This is a genomic window from Amycolatopsis orientalis DSM 43388 (assembly GCF_000411975.1).
GTDB lineage: Bacteria > Actinomycetota > Actinomycetes > Mycobacteriales > Pseudonocardiaceae > Amycolatopsis > Amycolatopsis orientalis_D.
The window spans coordinates 15,350-32,795 of the sequence record NZ_ASXG01000004.1 but is presented as its reverse complement, the minus strand read 5'-3'; the positions used below and the strand labels follow the sequence as shown (position 1 = coordinate 32,795).

At 70.3% G+C, this 17,446-nt stretch carries 14 protein-coding genes; 8 read left to right on the top strand and 6 right to left on the bottom strand.

Annotated elements, in window-relative coordinates; all coding sequences use genetic code 11:
• Nucleotides 1–142: 142 nt before the first annotated feature.
• The 3 genes from L942_RS00155 to L942_RS00145 are packed head-to-tail and all read left to right on the top strand — an operon-like array spanning nt 143 to nt 3,427.
• Entirely contained in the window at nt 143–1,405 is a 1,263-nt protein-coding gene (locus tag L942_RS00155; protein WP_081654883.1) for an iron-containing alcohol dehydrogenase, read from the top strand.
• Nucleotides 1,402–2,778, top strand: coding sequence for a MadS family sensor histidine kinase (locus tag L942_RS00150; protein WP_037353173.1), 1,377 nt, complete (start codon nt 1,402–1,404; stop codon nt 2,776–2,778). Before L942_RS00155 ends, L942_RS00150 begins: the two co-directional genes overlap by 4 nt.
• A complete protein-coding gene (locus L942_RS00145; protein WP_037353171.1) occupies nt 2,768–3,427 on the top strand; it encodes a MadR family response regulator transcription factor in 660 nt (219 codons plus the stop codon). The genes L942_RS00150 and L942_RS00145 overlap by 11 nt, the downstream gene beginning before the upstream one ends.
• 53 nt (nt 3,428–3,480) lie before the next feature.
• Here the strand turns inward: L942_RS00145 and L942_RS00140 are convergent, their stop codons facing one another.
• The 5 genes from L942_RS00140 to mdo all read right to left on the bottom strand — a co-directional run bounded on the left by L942_RS00140 (nt 3,481) and on the right by mdo (nt 9,122).
• Nucleotides 3,481–4,122 (bottom strand): GPR1/FUN34/YaaH family transporter, encoded by a 642-nt coding sequence (locus tag L942_RS00140; protein ID WP_037353248.1) that lies wholly within the window; start codon nt 4,120–4,122, stop codon nt 3,481–3,483.
• A gap of 40 nt (nt 4,123–4,162) precedes the next feature.
• Nucleotides 4,163–5,080, bottom strand: coding sequence for a mycofactocin oligosaccharide methyltransferase MftM (mftM, locus tag L942_RS00135; protein ID WP_037353168.1), 918 nt, complete (start codon nt 5,078–5,080; stop codon nt 4,163–4,165).
• Complete coding sequence (locus L942_RS00130) at nt 5,077–6,588, bottom strand: VWA domain-containing protein (protein ID WP_037353166.1); 1,512 nt, start codon at nt 6,586–6,588, stop codon at nt 5,077–5,079. The genes mftM and L942_RS00130 overlap by 4 nt, the downstream gene beginning before the upstream one ends.
• Before the next feature lie 10 nt (nt 6,589–6,598).
• Nucleotides 6,599–7,762 (bottom strand): AAA family ATPase, encoded by a 1,164-nt coding sequence (locus L942_RS00125; protein WP_037353164.1) that lies wholly within the window; start codon nt 7,760–7,762, stop codon nt 6,599–6,601.
• A 67-nt stretch (nt 7,763–7,829) separates the two neighbouring features.
• On the bottom strand, nt 7,830–9,122 hold the full coding sequence (mdo, locus tag L942_RS00120) for an NDMA-dependent methanol dehydrogenase (RefSeq protein WP_037353162.1): 1,293 nt from the start codon (nt 9,120–9,122) through the stop codon (nt 7,830–7,832).
• A gap of 325 nt (nt 9,123–9,447) precedes the next feature.
• On the opposite strand from mdo, the gene L942_RS00115 reads away from it, so the two are divergent.
• Nucleotides 9,448–10,575, top strand: a complete 1,128-nt coding sequence (locus tag L942_RS00115; protein ID WP_037353160.1) for a HoxN/HupN/NixA family nickel/cobalt transporter — start codon at nt 9,448–9,450, stop codon at nt 10,573–10,575.
• Between the two features lie 11 nt (nt 10,576–10,586).
• On the opposite strand, the gene L942_RS00110 is transcribed toward L942_RS00115, so the two are convergent.
• Nucleotides 10,587–11,600 (bottom strand): LacI family DNA-binding transcriptional regulator, encoded by a 1,014-nt coding sequence (locus L942_RS00110; protein ID WP_037353155.1) that lies wholly within the window; start codon nt 11,598–11,600, stop codon nt 10,587–10,589.
• 136 nt (nt 11,601–11,736) lie between these two features.
• Between L942_RS00110 and L942_RS00105 the strand changes: the two genes are divergently transcribed.
• Genes L942_RS00105 through L942_RS00090 form a run of 4 tightly spaced genes read left to right on the top strand, consistent with a single transcriptional unit; the run spans nt 11,737 to nt 17,009 of the window.
• On the top strand, nt 11,737–13,119 hold the full coding sequence (locus L942_RS00105) for an ABC transporter substrate-binding protein (RefSeq protein WP_037353152.1): 1,383 nt from the start codon (nt 11,737–11,739) through the stop codon (nt 13,117–13,119).
• Complete coding sequence (locus L942_RS00100; protein WP_037353149.1) at nt 13,116–14,072, top strand: carbohydrate ABC transporter permease; 957 nt, start codon at nt 13,116–13,118, stop codon at nt 14,070–14,072. Before L942_RS00105 ends, L942_RS00100 begins: the two co-directional genes overlap by 4 nt.
• Nucleotide 14,073: 1 nt before the next feature.
• Nucleotides 14,074–14,949: a carbohydrate ABC transporter permease gene (locus tag L942_RS00095; protein ID WP_037353145.1), complete on the top strand. Its 876-nt coding sequence runs from the start codon at nt 14,074–14,076 to the stop codon at nt 14,947–14,949.
• A 5-nt stretch (nt 14,950–14,954) separates the two neighbouring features.
• Nucleotides 14,955–17,009 carry a glycoside hydrolase family 2 protein gene (locus L942_RS00090; RefSeq protein ID WP_037353143.1) on the top strand — a complete coding sequence of 685 codons (2,055 nt, stop codon included), beginning with the start codon at nt 14,955–14,957 and terminating at the stop codon, nt 17,007–17,009.
• The last annotated feature ends 437 nt before the right edge of the window (nt 17,010–17,446 follow it).

The following is a 17,446-nucleotide window of genomic DNA, read 5'->3' as shown; positions in this document are numbered from 1 at the left end:
TGTCCGACCGGACAGGTGCGAACGGCCGCGAAGGAGGGGGCGCGGCGGGCGGCGGGGGCTTACGCTGGAGGACGCTGCGCCGGGCGGCGGAGGGGTTACCCTCGTGCAGGCATCACGCTCCTCAGCAGGTCGGGAGGTCCCGATGCTCCGACTCGCGGAAGGCGCTGCGATCACCATGGACCACGGGGCGGGCGAGGACGGGCCGGCGGAGCTGTCCGGCCCGCAGGTCGTCGGCGCGCACCCGGCGCGCGGACCGGCGGGGCTGGCGAAGTTCCACGCCCCGGAGATCGTCTTCGGGCCCGGTTCCCTGGCCGAGCTCGGCCACTGCACGCTGCGGGTCGGCGCGCGCCGACCGTTCCTGGTCACCGACCCCGGGCTGATCGAGGCGGGCTGGGTCGACGAGGCCATCGGGCACCTGCGGCTGGCCGGGCTGGCTCCGGTCGTCTGGCACGGCGTCACGCCCAATCCCAAGGACCACGAGATCCAGAGCGCCTTCGAGCGCTACTGCGAAAGCGGCAGCGACGTGATCGTCGGACTCGGCGGCGGGTCGTGCATCGACGCGGCGAAGGGCGTCGCGATCCTGTCCGGCAACGGCGGGCGCATCCTCGGCTACGAGGGCGTGGACAAGGTCGTGCACCCGATCCCGCCCACGGTCATGGTGCCCTCCACCTCGGGCACCGGCGCGGACGTGTCGCAGTTCGCCGTCGTCACCGACACCAGCCAGCACGTCAAGATCACCATCATCAGCCGGACGCTGGTGCCGGAGATCTCGGTGATCGACCCGCGGCTGCTCACCACGATGCCGGACCTGCTCAACGCGGCGACCGGCCTCGACGCGCTGACCCACGGCATCGAGGCGTTCGTCTCCAAGGCGCACAACCCGCTCACCGACAACCACGCGCTGCAGGCCGTCGGGCTGATCACCCGCAACCTGCTGCGCACGCAGCTCAAACCGCGCGAGGCGCGGGCGCGCACCGCGATGGCGCAGGGCTCGCTGGAGGCCGGGATGGCCTTCACCAACGCGATCCTCGGCGCTACGCACGCGATGAGCCACCAGGTCGGCGGTCTGCTCGACGCGCCGCACGGCGTGGTCAACGGGGTGCTGCTGCCGCACGTGATCCGGTTCAACGCCGCGCGGGAGCCGGAGCGGTTCGTCCCGCTCGCCGCGGCCGCCGGGATCGACACCGAGGGGCTGCCCGGGCTCGAAGCCGCGCACCTGCTCGCCGACCGCGCCCGCCAGCTCGCCGACGAGGTCGGCGTGCCGCGCGGACTGGCCGGGCTCGGCGTCACCGAGGACAAGATCCCCACGCTGGCCCGCACCACGATGAAGGACGCGTGCCTGGCGACCAACCCGCGCCAGGCCCGGGTGGAAGACATCGAGGCGCTGTTCCGGGCGGCGCTGTGAACGATCCCGAGCGAGTCGCGGCCGACCTGGGCGTCCTGACCGGGGTGCGGTCGGGCAAGCGGTCGTTCTATCCGGAGTACGTCCGTTCGACCGAACGGGTTTCGCGGGCGGTCGAAGCGCTCGACGGCATCTCCCGGGCGCTCGTGCGCACCGCGGAGGGGCCGCGGGCGCTGGTCGAAGCGGTGCTCCGGGCGGCTTCGGAGCACCTGCAGGCGGACTGGCTGCTGCTCGCGGTGGCCGACGGCGCGTTGCGCGCGGCGCGGCCGAGGTTCGTGCTGAACGTCGGCGGGACGATCGTCGACGACCGGGCGGACGTTCCCGAGGAGGTCCTCGAACATCTCGACGTGCTGCGCACCCGGCCGTGGGAACTCGACGCGTGGCCGCACCGCGACGGGTTGGTCCGCGCGACGATGACGCTGGACGACGAACCGGTCGGCGGGATCGTCGCCCGGCCCGCGCCGGGCCTGGAGGTCGCCGCCACCGACGTCGCCATCCTGCGCGTGCTGGGCAACCAAGCCGCGGTCGCGCTGCACAACTCGTTCCTGTTCCACGCGGCCGCCCAGCTGCGCGGCCGCACCGAACGGCTGTCCGAGGCGGCCGAACGCCAGGCCCGCGACCTCGCCGCGCGCAGCGCCGAGCTGGCCCAGACGCAGGAACGGCTGGTCGAGGTCATGCAGCGGCAGGTGCTCGACGACGAACGGCACCGGATCGCCCGCGAACTGCACGACAGCGTGGCGCAGTCCGTGCTGGGCGCGGGCATGACGATCGAGGTCTGCCGGGCCGAGCTGGCCGCGCTGGGCGGCCGGGCCGCGGAGATCGCCGAGCAGCTCGCGCCCGCGAAGGAAATGACGAGGCAGGCGGTCGAGCGGCTGCGCGCGTCGATTTACGCGCTGCACCACGCTTCCGGCGAAACGCCCGGGCCGTTGCCGGTGCTGCTCGAACGGCTGTCCACTGTGCACGGACTGACCGAACTGTCGGTCCAGGTGCGGGTCGCGGGCAGCCCGGTGGCGCTGCCGCCGCGGGCGGAGCAGTCGATCGTGCGGATGGCCGGCGAGGCGTTGTTCAACGCGGCCGCGCACGGCAAAGCCGAGCGCGCGCTGGTGCGGCTGCAGTACCGGCCGGACGGTTCGGCCGTGGTGCTCAGCGTGTCCGACGACGGCGACGGCGATCCCGCGCAGATCCGCCGGGCGCTGCGGCTGACCAAGGCGGCGGACCTTTCCGGGCGGCACCGCGGCCTGGCGAACATGCTGGCCCGAGCGGAGGAACTGGGCGGGGAGCTGACGATCCGCCGCTCCCGGATGGGCGGGATCCGCCTGCAGGTCCGGGTGCCGCTGCCGGTGCCCGCGGAATGGGAGGCACCCGATGACGGCTGAGCAGACCGTGCCCGCCGGCCCCGTGCGGATCGTGCTCGTGGACGACCACGCGATCGTCCGGCAGGGCCTGCGCTCGCTGCTGGAGCGCGAAACCGACCTGCAGGTCGTCGGCGAGGCCGGGGCCGCGGACGAGGCGCTGGCGGTGATCGAGTCCGTGCGGCCGTCGATCGTGCTGCTGGACCTCAAGCTGTCCACCGGCGCGGACACCGAAGGGCTGGACCTGTGCGCCCGGCTCACGCGGCGCTATCCGGACCTGGGGGTGCTCGTGCTGACGACGTTCCTCGACGACGCGCTGGTGGTCGACGTGGTCCACCACGGCGCGCGCGGCTACGTGGTCAAGGACGTGGACACCACCGAGCTGCTGCGCTCGATCCGCGCGGTGGCGCGCAACGAAAGCGCTTTCGATTCGCGGTCCGCGGCGGCGATGGCGCGGTCGATGCGGGTGGCCCGGGAACGGCCGTCGTTCACCGACCGCGAGCTGAACGTGCTGCGGCTGCTGGCGAACGGCCTGAGCAACCGCGTCATCGGCGGCAAGCTGTACATCTCCGAAACCACGGTGAAGTTCCACGTCCGCAACATCATGCGCAAACTCGACGCCAGCAGCCGGGCCGAAGCGGTCTACGAGGCCAGCAAGGCGGGCGTGATCTGAAACGGCCGGTCCGCCGCGGACGGAACCCACGCGACGGACCGGCCGGGCCTGCTTCAGCCGACCACCGGACGGCCGAGCGGGAGCCCCTTTCCTCCGGTGGCCAGCGAGGCGGCGTGGAAGAACAGGTAGACGCCGACCGCGACGAACGCGAACACCCCGATGCCGCCCGCGGTCTGCAGTGTCGCGGAGCCCTGGGCGGTCGCCGTCAGCACCAGCGCGAGCGCCACGTCGACGAGCACGAACAGCAGCGTGAACGCGAGCGGCAGCCGGAGCGTGGCGAGGGTGAGCAGGACGATGGTGACCAGCCAGGAGAGCAGGAACAATTCCTGCGTCGCGGCGGTGTTCGCGGCGGGGACCGCGAACCAGTTGTGCAGCAGGCCGAACACCAGCACCGCGTAACTGAGCCAGAATCCGGAGAAGACGCCGAAAATCCCGGCGACCGCGTTCTGCCCGAGCGCCGCCGCCCACACCGCGGACACGAGCTGGCCGATCCCGGTGGCGACGAGAATGATCGCCAGCGGCGCGCCGACCGCGGCGGCCGGGACGAAACCGACCAGCGTGAGCCCGAGCGCGATCGAGCCGACGAGGAAGGTCGGCACGCCGATCAGGGCCGGATCGCCGCCGAGCGGCGAGGGCGCCGGGTCCGGTTCGGCGGCCGCGGGCGAAACAGGGACGTCGATTTCCGCTGCAGTCATCATTTCCTCCTTAGGTCGCCGCGCATCGCCTGCGCGGCAGTCAGCGGGGATGCAGGACGAGCCAGCCGCCGTGGTGCTGGTGCACGCTGAACCGGCGGCCCGAGCGCGCTCCGAGCCGGTGCAGTGCGGGCAGGTCGAAGACGCGGACGTGTCCGTACTCATCGGCGGGTTCGTCCTCGAACGGCACGGCGATCACCACCGGCCCGCGCGCGAGCCGCAGTGCTTCGCGCACGACCTCTTCGCCGACGTCCGGATCCAGGTGCTCCAGAAGGTGCAGCAAGGTCACGGTGTCCGCCGACGCGTCCGGAAGCGGCAGCCGGGCCGCGTCGCACACGAGCGTTTCCAGCGGGAGGTCCCGCCGCGTCGCGTACGCCTCGAGCAGCTGCATGGCACCAGCTGACACGTCCGAGGCGACCACTTCGTTGCGGCCGCGTTCGGCGAGCAGCAGCGCGAAAAAACCGAAGCACGAGCCGAGGTCCAGCACCCGTCCGGGCGGCGTGAGGCGCAGCGCGTGCTCGTACACCGGCGCGAACCCGGCGATCACCGAGCGGCCGGGCCGCCGCGGCGGCTCCCGCAGGCACGCGCGAATCCGGCCGAGCGTGTTGTCGTAGAACCGCAGCCACGCTCGCCTCGGATCGTCCACAGTGGACTTGACGATGCCGGTGAACGCGTGCTCGAAAACCTCGGCTCCGGACAGCCAGCCGGGCGCGAAGAGTTCGTCGGCCAGCAACCCGGCCAGGTCGTTGTCGAGGTCCTCCGGGCGCAGCCGGTGCCGCAGCTCCACCCGGCGGCCGTCCTTGTGCAGGCTGAAGTGCTCGGTCCGGACCAGCGGTTCGCTCCCGTCCCGCCGCGCGGTTTCCCTGGCCACGGCGAGCGGCCGCGCGAAGTACGCCCCGGCCAGGACGGGGGCGAGCGGATCGAGATAGCGGCCGGCGGTGCTCGGCGCGGTCGTGGTCATCCCAGCACGTCCTCGGCCAGCCGGAACGCTGTCCGGTCGAGGCTGGCCAGGTCCGCGACCACCTGCACGTGGTCGCAGAACTCCGCGTACGCGGGCAGATCGCATCCGCCGAGCCGCCACGAATACCGCGGTTCCGGGGTCAGCCACAGGGTTTGCCGCACGCGCCGGGTGATTTCCTCGAACACTTCGAGCTTCGGATCGTTCCCGTTTCCGCGGCCGTCTCCGAGCACCAGCAGCGTCGTGCGCCGGTTCAGCGCGGCGCTGTGGTCCTCGAGCAGTTGCTCGAACGCCTGTCCGTAGTCGGAGTTCGCGTCGACGTCCAGCAGCCCGCCCGCGGGCAGGCCGTCGAAAACCAGCCCCAGTGCCCGTTCCAGCGGGTGTTCGGCGAACAGCTCGGTGATCTCGGCCGGTTCGTCGACGAACGCGAACGTGCGCACTTGCCCGAAAAGCGATTGCAGGCCGTGCACCAGGTGCAGGGTGAACCGGGCGGTGGCGCGCACCGACAGCGAAACGTCGGCCAGCACGAGCAGCCGCGGCTTGTCCTCGGCCCGGGTGACGGTCACCGGGCGGAACGGCACGCCGTCGTACCGCATGTTCCGCCGCATCGTGCGGGCCGGATGCACCCGGCCGCGCAAGGTGTTGCGTTTGCGGCTGGTCAGCGCGCCGCGCAAGGTATGTGCCAACCGCCGCAACGACTCTTCCAGCTGTGCACGTTCGCGTTCGTCGACCCGCTCGGCCCGCGCGGCTTCCACCACTCGCGTCTCCACCGCGGTTTCGGCGAGTTCGGCCAGCTTCTCCAGATGCCGCCGCAGGAGTTCCGGAAGGTTCTCCAGCACCCCAGCCAGTCCGGGCGCCAGTTGCGCGAGGTCCACTTCCGCGTCGTTCAACCAGCCGAGCAGGGCGTTTTCCTGGGCGACGGTGAGTTCGACGTCGAGCCGGCGCCCGGTGGCGGGCGCGAGTTTGCCCGGCACGCCGGCGTTGTGCAGCGACGAGGTTTCCAGTTGCACGCTCGGCGTGGCCGCTCCGCCGGACGCGGTGTCCTTCGAGACCACGATCTCGTCGGTCATCGCGGCCAGATCGATCTTGTTCGCTTCCTGGTGCAGGTTGTACTGCTGGGCCAGGTCCTGCTGATCGAAATAGTCCCGGATGTCGGCGGGCTTGCCGTGGCTGTGCCCCTGCTCCGGAGTGTCGGACGGCTCCGGCGAGACGGTGAACGTTTCGAGTTCGCCGGTGTCGGACAGGTCGTCGTGGCCGTGCCCATGGCCGGTTTCTTCGCGCAGCCGCTCGATCTCCCGCAGCGAAAAGTAGGCGTCGAACGCTTCCTCGAACAGTTCGTCGTCGCGCTGGTCCTTGACCAGCGTCATCCGCAACGCCTCGCGCAGGGCGGCGCGCTCCGCGAGCACCCCGGCCTGGGCCGCCGCGCGCATCGCGTCGGTCGCCTCGGAAACCGACATGCGCAAGCCGAACAGGCGCAGCAGGCGCACGAACCGGTGCAGGCTGCTTTCCACGGCCGCCGCCTCAGACCGGACGCCGTCGGGTGAACGCGTCGAACGCCCGCCCGCCCTGACTGCCGCCGGCCCGCTGCGCCGGGCCGGCGCCCGGAGAACCGTAGTAGTTCTCGTCGTGGCGGCCGGGCTGGTCCTTCGCCAGCCGCGCCGCCCGGCCTCCGTCGTCGTCGTGGTGCGAATGGCCGTCGTGGCCGTGCCCGTGCCCGTGGCTGTGCGGAAGTTCGGCGGGCAGTTCCCGGTTCGGGTCGACCAGATCCGGCAGCACCTGCAACGCGCGCCCCAGGTCGCGTTCGTACTTCAGCACCACATTCGCCGTCTCGGCGAGGACCTCCGGCGACAGCTCTTCGACGCCGAGCACGGCGAGCGTGCGGGCCCAGTCGATGGTTTCGGAGATGCTCGGGCTCTTGCGCAGCCGCAGCCCGCGAAGCTTCCGCACCACCTCGACGAGCGTGCGCGCCGCGGCGTCGGGCAGGCCGGTTTTCTTGGAACGCAGGATCTCCAGTTCGCGTTCAGTGTCCGGGTAGTCCAGGAACAGGTGGAGGCAGCGCCGTTTCAACGCGGCGGAAAGGTCGCGCGTGTTGTTGGACGTGAGCACCACGAGCGGCGGGACCTTCGCGGTGTAGGTGCCGACCTCCGGCACCGAAACCTGGTACTCCGCAAGGCATTCCAGCAGCACCGCCTCCAGCGCCTCGTCCGCGCGGTCCACCTCGTCGATCAGCAGCACCGCCGGCTCCTCGCCGCGCACCGCCTCCAGCAGCGGCCGCGGCGCGAGGAAGTGGTCGGAGAAGAACACGCTGTCCTGCGCGTCGATCCGGGCGACCGCGCTGGCCAGATCCGGCGCGTCGGCGATCACGTCGCCGATCTTCTCGCGCAGCATCTGGATGTACAGCAGCTGCTTGCCGTAGTCCCACTCGTACAGGGCTTTCGTCTCGTCCTGGCCCTCGTAGCACTGCAGCCGCAGCAGCCGGCGGCCGGTGACCTCGGCGAGAGTCTTCGCCAGTTCGGTCTTGCCGACGCCGGCCGGGCCTTCCAGCAGCACCGGTTTGTCCAATGCGGACATCAGGTAGACGGTGGCGGCCAGTTTGCGGTCCGCGATGTAGCCGGCGCCGGCGAACCGGTCGGCCACCTCTTCGATCGAGCCGAACCGGGCGTGGTCAGGGGTTGCGGTGGGCACGTCGCCTCCGGTGCGTCGAAGTCGGGAGGAGGCGCGGCGGGGCCGGAGCGAGCCCCGCCGCGCGGGTTCAGCCGAGCAGGTCGTCGAGATCGCCATTGAGGCAGTGCTCGACGACCGGGCGGACCGTGTCGAAGGTGCATTCCTTCGCGTTGCCCGGGGTGCACGCGTCGCCGAGGACGTGGTTGGTGATGCGGTCCGCGTCGGCGTCGTCGCCCTTGATCACCTTCGCCCGCTCGTAGTACTTCGTCGGGCCCTGGCCCAGCCGGTTCTTCGAGTAGGAGTCCGCGGTGACGTCGGTGAACTTCTCCGGAATGCCCACGTCGCGCAGCAGCCGGATCGCCGCGGCCAGCGCGGCGTCGGCGGCCTGCACGTCGGTTTTGCCGTAGGTGTCGACGCCGAGCGCCTCGGCGATGTCGGCGAACCGCTTGTACGCGGCCGGCATGTTGAACGCCCACACCCGCGGCAGCGCGATCGCGTTGTTCAGGCCGTGGTGGGTGTCGTAGAACGCGCTCACCGCGTGCGAAATCGAGTGGATGATCCCGAGCCCGCCGGAGTTGAACGCCTGCGCGGCGATGTACTGGGCGTACATCATGCCTTCGCGGCCGGCCAGGTCCTGGCCGTTCCACACCGCGGCCCGCAGATTCTCCCCGGTCAGCTTGATCGCGTGCAGCGCGTTGCCCAGCGACGGCTCGAAGTTCAGCCGGGACACGTACGGTTCGGAGGCGTGCGCCAGCACGTCGAAACCGCACTGCGCGGTGTAGTCGATCGGGCAGTCGTAGTAGAGGACCGGGTCGTCGATCGCCAGCGTGGTGACCGACGCGTCGTCGAACGCCACGTACTTGTGCGGGTTCTCCGGGTCGGTCGTGGTGTCGGTGATGACGTAGGCCCACGACGTCTCGGAACCGGTGCCCGCGGTGGTGGACACCGCGATGTGCGGCGGGTTCTTCGGGTTCTCGGATTTGTTGAACCCCTCGAACTCGTTGACGTTGCGGCCGTCGTGCGCGACCGAGATGCGCGCGCCCTTGCAGGCGTCGTGCGAGGACCCGCCGCCGATCGAGACGAACGAATCGCACTTGTTCTCCTGGTACAGCGTCACGGCGTCCATGACGTTGTAGTCCTTGGGATTCGACTCCACCTGGTCGTACACGACGACCTCGAGACCGTGGTATTTCATCGACTCCACGATCTTGTGCACGATGTCCGTGCCGCGCAGGCCGGACGTCATGACCAGCACCTTCTTGAACCCCATCTTGAGCGCTTCCGGCCCGATCAGCTCGTGCGAGCCGGGACCGAGCAACGCCCGGGGGAACGGGTGGAACTCCTTGATGGGAAACGGTTTCAACAGCTCATCGACCTGCATGATCGCACTGGTCCTCTCCGCACGTCCGGGCGACGTGCGTGCGGCGGGCGGCTGCTCCGGCAAGAGCACGGACATCCGGAAAGCTAGGCGCCGCGCCGCGGTCCGGGAACCCGGCGCGGGCCGATCCCGGCCGTCCGGAGACCGTGCTCGGCACGATCGGACGGGGCCCGCCTGTCCGATCGGCCAGGTGCGCGGCGCGGTCGCGGCGTACCTGCCCGGCCGGACAGGTACGCCGCGACCGGAAGCACGGCGAGAACCGGGTCCGGCGGGACCTACCGTCGGGCGGAGGACCGGCCCGCGCCCGCGAAACCTGAGGTGATGCCTGATGACGTCGATCGCGAGTACCCGCCCGGAAACGCGCCGCCCGCTGTCGCGCCGGGAACGGGCGCACGTCGGCGGGATGGCCGCGTTCATCGCCCTGCTGCACGTCGTGGGCTGGGGCGTGCTGCTCCTGCTCGTCGTCCCGGGCCACTACCGGATCGGGACGGGAGTGTTCGGCGCCGGGACCGGGCTGACCGCCTACCTGCTCGGGCTGCGGCACGCCTTCGACGCCGACCACATCGCCGCGATCGACAACACCACGCGCAAGCTGATCGCCGAGGGCAAACGCCCGCTCTCAGTGGGATTCTGGTTCTCCCTCGGGCATTCCACCGTGGTGGTCGTGCTGACGCTGCTGCTCGCGTCCGGGATCCGGACGCTGGGCATCGAACTGGCCGACGACGGGTCGCCGCTGCGGAAGTTCGGCGGCCTGATCGGCACGGTCGTGTCCGGCGGGTTCCTGTGGCTGCTCGGCATCGTCAATCTGGTCGTGCTCGTCGGGATCGTCCGCGTGTTCCGCCGGATGCGCCGGGGCGAGTACGACGAGGCCGCGCTGGACACGCACCTGGAGAACCGCGGTTTCGTCACCCGGATCCTGCGCCGGACGATGCGCGCGATCTCCGCGCCGTGGCAGATCTACCCGGTCGGCATCCTGTTCGGACTGGGCTTCGACACGGTCAGCGAAATCGCCCTGCTGGTGCTCGCCGGCACGAGCGTCGGCGCCGGACTCCCTTGGTACGCCGTGATGTGCCTGCCCGTCCTCTTCGCGGCAGGCATGTCGCTGCTCGACACCATCGACGGATCGTTCATGAACTACGCCTACGGCTGGGCGCTGTCTCAGCCGCTGCGCAAGGTCTACTACAACCTGACGCTCACCGGCTTGTCCGTCGCGGTCGCGCTGCTCATCGGCACGGTCGAGCTCTTGTCCGTACTGGCCGAAAAGCTCGGCCTGACCGGCGGGCTCTGGGACTGGGTCGCCGAACTCGACGTGAACCGGATGGGGTTCGGCATCGTCGGAGTGTTCGCGCTCGGCTGGGCGATCGCGATCGGGGTGTGGAAGCTGGGGCGGCTGGAAGAGCGGTGGCCGGCGGGTGCGGAGCCGGTTCGCGGGGAGGGAACGGACCGGGCGGGTTGAGCGAGGCCGGGTCAGCTGCTTTCGGTGCTTTCCCGGGCGAGCAGCGTATGCGGTGCGATGAACTCCTCCGCCGGCAGCCCGGGGTCCTCGATCCGCGCGGCGAGACGGGCCACGGCCGTTCGGGCGATGAACGGCGTGTCCAGGGAAACGGTGCTCAGCGAGGGACGGGAGTAGCGCCCTTCCTCGATGTCGTCGATGCCGATGATCGCCACGTCTTCCGGCACGCGCAGACCGGCGTCGAACACCGCGCGCATCGCGCCCATCGCGAGGAGGTCGGAGTAGCAGAAGATCGCGTCCGGCGGCGGTGACTTGCGCAGCAGGGAGGTCGCGGCGGCGTAGCCGTCGGCGCGGCCGTAGTGGGCGGCGGTGCGTTGCAGCGCGTTCACCGGTTCGAGCCCGCGCTCCGCCAGGGCTTTCCGGAAGCCCTCGGTGCGTTGCAGCGGGGTGGCGTAGGTCTGTTTCGGCTGGGCGCCGATCGCGGCGATGCGGGTGCGGCCGCGGTCGAGCAGGTGCTTCGTCGCGTCGTGGGCCGCGAGGACGTTGTCGATCGCCACGTGGTCGAAGCGCTGGTCGAAGACATGCTCGCCGAGCAGGATCAGCGGCGACGACCGGGCCGGGTCGACGTCGCGCAGTTCGTCGCTCGTCGCGAGCGGCGCGAACAGCATGCCGTCGAACAGGTTGCGCCTGCCCCCGCCGCGCAGCAGCTGGCGTTCCCGCTCGTGGTCGTGCCCGGTCTGATCGATCATCACCTGGAAGCCGAGCCCCGCGGCGGCGTCGATGACCTCGCGCGCGAGCTGGCTGAAGTACGGCACGTCGATTTCCGGCACGACCAGCGAGAGCAGGCCGGTCTTGCCCGTGCGCAGCGTGCGCGCGACCGGATTCGGGACGTAGCCGAGCTCCTCGATGGCCCGCAGCACGCGCTGGCGCATCTTGGCGCTCACGTGCTCGTAGCCGCTGACGACGTTCGACACCGTCCGCACCGAAACCTGCGCCCGATCCGCCACGTCCCGCAACGTCGCCGCCATGAAGACCCCCTTCGTCCGGAAGACACCCTACCTTTTGCAACGTGTGCAAGCATGTCGTAGAGTTTGCGTACGATGGCAAAAGAGCGGTGCCCCTCTCCGCGCGCCGCCTTGTCACCGTCCCGCACAAAGGAGTGCCATGAAATCCACTCTCGGACGGAGCGGACGCACCGCCCGCCTCCTCGCGCGCCGCGGCGGAACGGTCGCGGCGGCGGCCCTGCTCGTCGCCGGGCTGACCGGCTGCGGCCCGGACATCGGCTCCGGCGGCGCCGCGGACAGCGCGGTCCTGCAGGCCCCGGCGGACGACGCGCCGAAGGGCGAGATCACCATCTGGGACCGCTCCGGCGACCTGTACAAGGTCTTCGACTCCGCGATCAAGAAGTTCACCGCGAAATACCCCGGCGTCACGGTCAGGCACGAGGCCGTCGACATCGACTCCAAGCTGCAGAACACGCTGATCACCGGCACCGACGTGCCCGACGGCGTCTTCCTCGACGACGCCAAGGTCGGCGGCTACGTCAGCCACCTGTGGAATCTCAAGGACGTGCTCGCGCCCTACACCAAGGACATCGCCAAGCAGAAGGTCGACGTCAACACCGTGGGCGGCGGCATCTACGGCGTGCCCTTCGACCTCGACCCCGGGCTGCTGTTCTACAACGCCAAGGCGCTCAGCGCGGCCGGGATCGACCCGAACGGCATCAAGACGTACGACGATCTGCTCGCCGCGGCGAAGAAGTACCAGCAGTACAAGCCGGGAGCGAAGCCGATCCACCTGGAGCAGAACGCCTTCAACAGCCAGCTCCAGCTCGAGATGTTCGCCAGCCAGCTCGGCACCAGCCTCGCCGGTCCGGACGGCGCGCTGCGGCTGAATTCGCCGCAGTACCACCAGATCCTGACCTGGCTCGACACCGTGCGGAAGGACGGGCTCGGCACCCGCGCGGAGTACCTCAAGCCCAGCGACGTCAGCGCACTCGACTCCGGCGACGAGGTCTTCTACCCGTGGGCGATCTGGTTCGATTTCGCCCCGCAGCAGCAGCTGACGGCGACGAAGGGCGACTGGCGGGCGATGCCGTTGCCGGCGTGGACCGCGGGCGGCGCGCGCAGCGGCGCGATGGGCGGCTCGTCGTTCGTCATCCCCAAGGACGCCAAGAACCCGAAGCTGGCTTGGCTGTTCTACCGCTTCCTGGCGTTCGACCAGGCCGGCTACACCGGCGTCTACGGCCCGAACTCGGTCTACCCGGGCGGCCTGAACACGTCGATCCCGGCGTACCGGCCCGCCGCCGACCCGGCGAAACCGCTGTTCCGCCCGATCGACGCGATGGGCGGCCAGGACCTGTGGAAGACCGCGGTCGAGGCGAGCCGGGAAATCCCCGGCGGCGCGCCGATCCCGGCCTGGTGGTCCGGCGCGGTCGACTACCTCGGCACCGACCTGCAGAAAATGCTGGACGGCGCGCTCGCCCCGCAGCAGGTGATCGACCAGGCGGGCAAGGACATCCAGACCAACCTGATCGACCGCAAATGACCACTCGATCCGTTTCCGTCCCGGCGAAGGCGCTCCGGGAACCGCCGCCGGCTGTCGCCCGGCGAACCCGGGCGCCCCGTCGGCGGCGGAGCGCCCTGCCGTTGCGCCGCCGGCTCGCCCCGTATGTCTTCGTGCTGCCGTTCGTGCTGGTGTTCTTGGCGTTCAGCGTCTACCCGCTGTTTTTCACGCTGCGCCTGAGCTTCACCGACTGGCACGGCTCCGGCGCCGCGCACTGGGTCGGCCTCGACAACTACCGGTACCTGCTGACCAACGGCGGCTTTTGGTCGTCGCTGGGCAATTCCGGCGTGCTGTGGCTGCTGATCGTCCCGGCGCAGATCGTGCTGGCGGTGCTTGTGGCGGTGCTGCTCAACGCGATCAAGCGGCTGCGCGGCTTCTACCGGGTGGCGTTCGTCGTGCCGTTCGTGACGCCGCTGGTCGCGGTCGCGCAGATCTGGATCGTGCTGTTCGACCAGGACAACGGCGCGGTGAACGCGCTGCTCGGCGCGGTCGGGCTGCCGCCGGTCGGCTGGCTCGTCACGAGCGGATGGGCGAAACCAACGCTCGCGTTGCTGTTTCTCTGGAAAACCACCGGGTTCGTGGTGCTGATCGTCCTTTCCGGACTCCAGCAGATCGACCGCGGCCTGTACGAGGCGGCCTCGCTCGACGGGGCCGGCCGGGTGCGGCAACTGTGGTCGATCACTGTTCCGCTGCTGCGCCGTTCGCTGATGTTCAGCGTCGTCCTGCAGACGCTGGCGGTGTTCCAGATGTTCGCCGAACCGTACGTGGTGACGAAGGGCGGACCGTACACCTCGACCACCACCGCCGGGCTCTACCTCTACCAGCACATCACCCGCGCGGACCTCGGCACCGGGGCGGCGAACTCGTTCCTGCTGGTGATCGTCGTGATGGCGGTGTCGCTGCTTTTCGTGCGGATGCTGCGAGCGGAGGACTGACATGACCACCCTCGGCGTCCGCGCCCGGCGGACCACCGCCCGGCCGCTGCTCGGCTCGCACGCGTTCCTGATCGTGCTGACCGTCGCCCTGCTCGCCCCGGTGGCGTGGGCGATCCTCTCGTCGTTCAAACCGGCGGGCGAGATCATCCGGGACCCGCTCGGATTCGATCCGGCCACCTTCACCCTCGCCAATTTCCGCGGGATGTTCCAGGACGTCCCGATCGGCAGCGGGTTCCTCAACACCGGCGTCGTGCTCGCGGCGAAGGGCGCGATCACGATGTTCTGCGCGCCGCTGGCGGCGTACGCGTTCGCGAAGTACCGCTTCGCGGGGCGGAACCTGATCTTCGGGACGGTGCTGCTGACGCTGATGCTGCCGACGATCGTGCTGATCATCCCGCTGCTGCTGGAGATGAAGGAACTCGGCTGGGTCAACACCTACCAGGCGCTGATCCTGCCCGGTTCGGTCGACGCGTTCGCGATCTTCTGGATGCGCCAGGTGATCGCGGCGGTCCCGGACGAACTGCTCGACGCCGCCCGCGTCGACGGCTGCGGCGAGTTCGGCATCTTCTGGCGGGTGGTCGTCCCGGCGATCCGGCCGGGCCTGGCCGGGCTCGGCGTGCTGACGATCATGAACATCTACAACGATTTCGTCTGGCCGGTCGTGGCGGCCAGCTCCAGCCGGATGGCCACCCTCCAGGTGGTGCTCTCGACGCTGGCCCAGAACATCTCGGGCAACCGCGTCGACGCCGACTACGCGACGGTCACCGGCGAGCTGCTGGCCGCCGCGTCGCTCGCGCTCGTCCCGCTCCTGATCCTGTTCATCGTGCTGCAGAAGCATTTCATCAACGGCATCCTCGCCGGAAGCGTAAAGGGCTGACACACATGACGATTGCCGAGAACGCCGCCGAGCCGACCGTCGCGGAGGCGGTCGCGCGGCCCGGGTATCCGCGTCCCGACCGGGACCGGTCCGCGCGGTGGCTCACCCTGAACGGCCGCTGGAGATTCACCGCCGACGACGGAGCGCCCGACTCGATCGTGGTCCCGTTCGCGTGGGAGACCGCGGCTTCCGGCGTGCAGCGGACCTGGCTGCCGCACGTGGTCTACGCGCGCACCGTCACCGTTCCGCCGGAGTGGTCCGGACACCGCGTGGTGCTGTGCTTCGGCGCGGTGCACCACCGGGCGGTCGTCTCGATCGACGGCGTGCCGATCGGCTCGCACGTCGGCGGGCACAGCTCGTTCGAGTTCGACGTCACCGACGTGCTGGAACCGGGCCGGCCGGCCGAACTGACCGTCGAGGTCGAAGCACCGGCGGACAAACGGGAAATCCCGCACGGCAAACAGCGTTCGATCCCGCGCGACGACTACGACGGCGTGTCGTTCACGCCGACGTCGGGAATCTGGCAGCCCGTCTGGCTGGAGGCACGCGGTCGCACGTATGCCGCGGAGGTCTCGGTGCGCGGAGATTCGCTGACCGGGTTCGACCTCGCCGGCGAACTCGCGGGCGACGCGCCGGACAGTGCGGTCGTGGTCGCTCGGCTCGAAGGGCGCGAGATCGTCCTTCCGGTGCGCGACGGGCGGTTCTCCGGACGGCTGGACGTTCCCGAACCGCGGTTGTGGAGCCCGGAATCGCCGCATCTCTACTCCATCGAAGTGCGCGTGGGCGAGGGCGACTACGCTGACCGGCTGACCGTGACCGGGGGATTGCGCCGGATCGAAACGCGCGGCGAAGCGCTGTACCTCAACGGGGAACGGCTGTACGTGCGGGGCGTGCTCGACCAGGGCTACTGGCCGGAGAGCGGGCTCACCGCCCCGGACGACGAAGCGCTGGTCCGCGATCTTGACCTGGCGCGGGAACTCGGCTTTTCCCTGGTGCGCAAGCATCTCAAGGCCGAGGAGCCGCGGTGGCTGGACTACGCGGACCGGATCGGGATGCTGGTCTGGGCCGAACCGCCGGGCCCGAGCCGGTTCAGCCCGGCGGCCGCGGCGGCTTTCGAAGCACAGCTGCCCGATCTCGTGCGCCGCGACGGCAACCATCCGTCGATCGTGATCTGGGGCCTGTACAACGAAGAATGGGGCCTCGACTGGGACATCCCCGGGAGCCCGGAGCGCGCCGCGGCGGCCGAGCACGCGTACGACCTCATGCGCTCGCTCGACGACACCCGGCCGATCGTGGAGAACTCCGGCTGGGCGCACGTCAAGACGGACCTCGTCGACTGGCACTACTACGACGAAAACCCGCGCCGCTGGGCGGAAAACGTCGCCGCCCTCGCGGCTGGGGAGCGGGAGACGTTCGAGGTCAAGCTCCGGCCGGATTTCCTGGTCGACAAATCGTTCTACGGTTCGGCCGGCTTCCCGCGCTCCGGCGTGCCGGTGCTGAACAGCGAGTACGGCGCCGGGTTCACCAGCCTGGAACGGGCGTGGCACGTGCGCTGGCAGACCCAGGAAATCCGCAGGCACGACCGGTTCTCGGGCTACATCTACACGGAACTGACCGACGTCGAACACGAAATGGCGGGCCTGCTGGACGCGCACCGGCGGCCGAAGGACTGGGGCGGGCTGAACCCGGCCGACGCCTTCGCGGAGACGACGCTGGTGGTCGACCTGGTGCCCGCGCACGCCGGCGCCGACCTGCCGGTCCCGACCGGGCCGTTGACCCTGGAGGTGCACGTCTCGCACACCGGCCAGGAACCGATCGCGGGAACGCTGCACGCGGGGTGGGGCGCGTCGGGCTCGCGTGGCCTGCCCTCGGCTTCGGCTTCTCTTGCCGCGCAAGCGAAACCGTTCCGGCTCAGCGACGCGTTCCCGCTGACCGTCCCGGCTCCCGGCGGTCCGGCGCGGCTGCATCTGTGGCTGGAAGCGGACGGCGAGGTGGCCGCCCGGACGTTCGTGGACGCGGCGGTAGTCGAGGAGCTGAACCGGCGCGGCGCACGGGATTGACGGTATGGGGAAGGGCGGTCAGCGTGGGTGCTGGCCGCCCTTTCCGCTCCGGTCGGAACATGCTCTGGGGGCGTACGGAGGCGCTGGATCGGCGAGTGCTTGCTGTCGAGGGGATGTTGCCTGCTGGAGGCCGCGTCGGGTTGGTGTGGGGTTCGGTTTCTCTTGCCGCGCAGGTTAAGCCGCTCCGGCTCAGTGGCGCGTGCCCGCTGACCGGCGCGGCCTCGGACGGCCCGGCGCAGCTGCGGCGGTGGAGGAGCTGAACCGGCGCGGCGCACGGGATTGACGGTATGGGGAAGGGGTGTTGGCCGCCCTTCCCTTGTGCTCGGGGTGAATGGGTCGCTGCGGGGTCGCAGTCCGGCACAGTGGCGTTCGCGATGGTTCCTCGGGGATCGCGTGGTCCTACTCGGCTTCTCCAGACGAAACCCTTGCGGTGCAGC